The organism is Rhodococcus sp. ENV425 (genome assembly GCF_002887785.1).
GTDB classification, from domain to species: Bacteria; Actinomycetota; Actinomycetes; order Mycobacteriales; family Mycobacteriaceae; genus Rhodococcus; species Rhodococcus aetherivorans.
In genome coordinates this window covers 6,765-8,969 of sequence record NZ_PCZU01000288.1, presented here as the reverse complement: position 1 = coordinate 8,969, position 2,205 = coordinate 6,765, and the positions used below count along the sequence as shown (strand labels likewise).

General features: G+C 70.8%; 1 protein-coding gene and 2 pseudogenes. 2 read left to right on the top strand and 1 reads right to left on the bottom strand.

Annotation, left to right across the window (positions count from 1 at the left end):
- Positions 1–830, top strand: a pseudogene (locus tag CQZ88_RS32030) (permease); the annotation flags it as partial.
- Between the two features lie 65 nt (positions 831–895).
- The gene (locus tag CQZ88_RS27540) at positions 896–1,528 is read left to right on the top strand and encodes a cysteine hydrolase family protein (protein WP_006943899.1); all 633 of its coding nucleotides are present in this window, start codon (positions 896–898) and stop codon (positions 1,526–1,528) included.
- Here CQZ88_RS27540 and CQZ88_RS27535 read toward each other — a convergent pair.
- Positions 1,525–2,205: pseudogene (locus tag CQZ88_RS27535) on the bottom strand (hypothetical protein); the annotation flags it as partial. The gene CQZ88_RS27540 and the pseudogene CQZ88_RS27535 sit on opposite strands and share 4 nt — an antisense overlap.

Here is a 2,205-nt window from a genome sequence, read left to right as displayed (position 1 = left end):
CCGGCGGCGGCGCACGCAACCCCGTGTCGGCGAGCGCCGCGCCGGCGGAGCCCACGCCCGAGCGTGCGGTCGACGTTCTCGAGGACGAACTTCCCGGATACGACGAGGGCACCCGCATCACCGGCCGCCCGCGCCTGGCCCGCCGGTGGGCAGTCGGTGTGCCGGCCGCGTTCGCCGCGGTGCTCGTCTACATGCTGCTCGGCCGGTTCACCGACCTCGTGCCGTGGTCGGACGGCGCCGGCGCGTCCCTGGTGGGCGGGACGGCGATGATCCTGATGGCACTGGTGACGGTCACCGCCCGCAGGCAGGAGGCGCTCGAGTTCTGCGCGACGCACTTCGTCGACGGCCTGTCCTACGCCTTCAAGGCGATGGGCATCATCCTTCCCGTCGCGGGATTCGTGTACATGGGCATCCCCGACTACTCCGGTGCGATCCTGGGTCTCGAGGACGGTACCGGCCCGGCCTTCCTGTTCGACGCCGTCGAGGGCGTGCAGGGCTTCATCCCGGACAACGGACTCTTCGTCGCCCTGAGCATGCTCGTGATCGGAATGGCGATGGGCCTGGACGGGTCCGGCTGGGCGGGCCTGCCGCTCACCGGCGGCCTGGCCGCCGCCCTCGCCCCGCAGTCGGGCATCGACACCGCGACGCTCGCCGCCATCGCCCAGAACGGCGCCACCTGGACCGGCGGGGGCACCCTGGTCATCTGGTCGTCCCTCGTCGTGGTGGCCGGCTTCTGCAAGGTCTCCGTCACCGACATGGTCCGCCACCTCGCCGTTCCCGTCGTGACCGGCCTCGTCGTCGCGACCCTGGCCGCCGTGGTCATCTGGTGACCTCGGCCGACGTGAGCACACCCGTCCCCGACTTTCCTTCTATCCCCTACCCCGAGGACCCGACGATGGATTCGATTCCCTTCCGTTACGACCCACAGCGCTGCGCGCTTGTCGTGATCGACATGCAGAACGACTTCTGCTCCCCGGACGGCGCCTTGGCGCGCTGCGGTTTCGACGTGACGGCCGCGGTCGCCATGGCACCGCGCCTCGCCGGCCTCATCGCATCGGCGCGGGCCGCCGGCGTGCAGATCGTGTTCGTCCGCACCCTTCACGACGAGACCACGGACACGCCACAGTGGCTCGGACGGGTCGGCGACGGACCCGACGCGGCCCGCACCGGGCTCACCTGCCGGCCGGACACCGCGGGCGCCGAATTCTACGGCGTCGCACCGCAAGACGCGGATGCGGTGGTCGTCAAGCACCGGTTCAGCGCGTTCGTCGGCACCGACCTCGACGACGTCCTGCGCTCACGGAACATCGAATCGCTGCTGTTCACCGGGGTGGCCACCGAGGTGTGCGTCGAGTCGAGCCTGCGCAGCGCCCTGTTCCACGAGTACTGGGTGTCCCTGGTGGAGGACTGCGCCGCGACCTACAGCCCGGCCGCTCACGATGCGTCGGTGGCCGTAGTGGCCCAGAACTTCGGCACCGTGGTGACCGCCGAGAAACTCCGGGCACTGTGGAGCGCGGCCCCCGCCTAGCGGCGGCGGGCGCCGGGATCGCTCAGGTGGCGCTGCGCTCGTCGGCGCCCATCGCGCCGAGCACGGCCCTGCGGGTGGCCGGACCGCCCGTGATCTGGTTCTCGCTGACGCCGTTGATCAGCAACTCGCGCCAGCGTTGCTCGTCGAACACGAGGGGTGCGGTCGAGTCGAGGAACTCCTCGACGACCCGCAGGAACCGGATGGGGTCGTCCCGGAACGGGAAATGGCCGGCGCCGCGGAAGACGTCGAGCCGGGAGTTGGGCATCGCCGAATGCGCCAGGTAACCGTGACTGACCGGGATCACGCTGTCGTGATCTCCCCAGATCAGCTGCACGGGCAGGTTCTCGGTCAGGTAACAGCGGTCGAGCATCGTCACCACCTGACCACGCCAGTCCACGACGGCCCGCAGCGTGCGCAGGAACGCCTCGCACGCGGTGGGATCGGGCAATCCGCTCAGGACCCGGATCAGATCCGAGGTGTCGTGCAGGAAGGGGCCGGGCCGCAGCGGCGTGTCGTGCAACTGTCCGAGCAGGCCGCCGGCGATGCGTACCGCGGGCAGGGCGCCGGGCAGCCGCAGCAGCTTGAGGACCTCGCTCAGGCCGGGCATGGACAGCAGGCGCAGCGCCGGGTGGACGTCCTTGGTGACGCCGCCGGCCGAGACCAGGATGAGCCGGTCG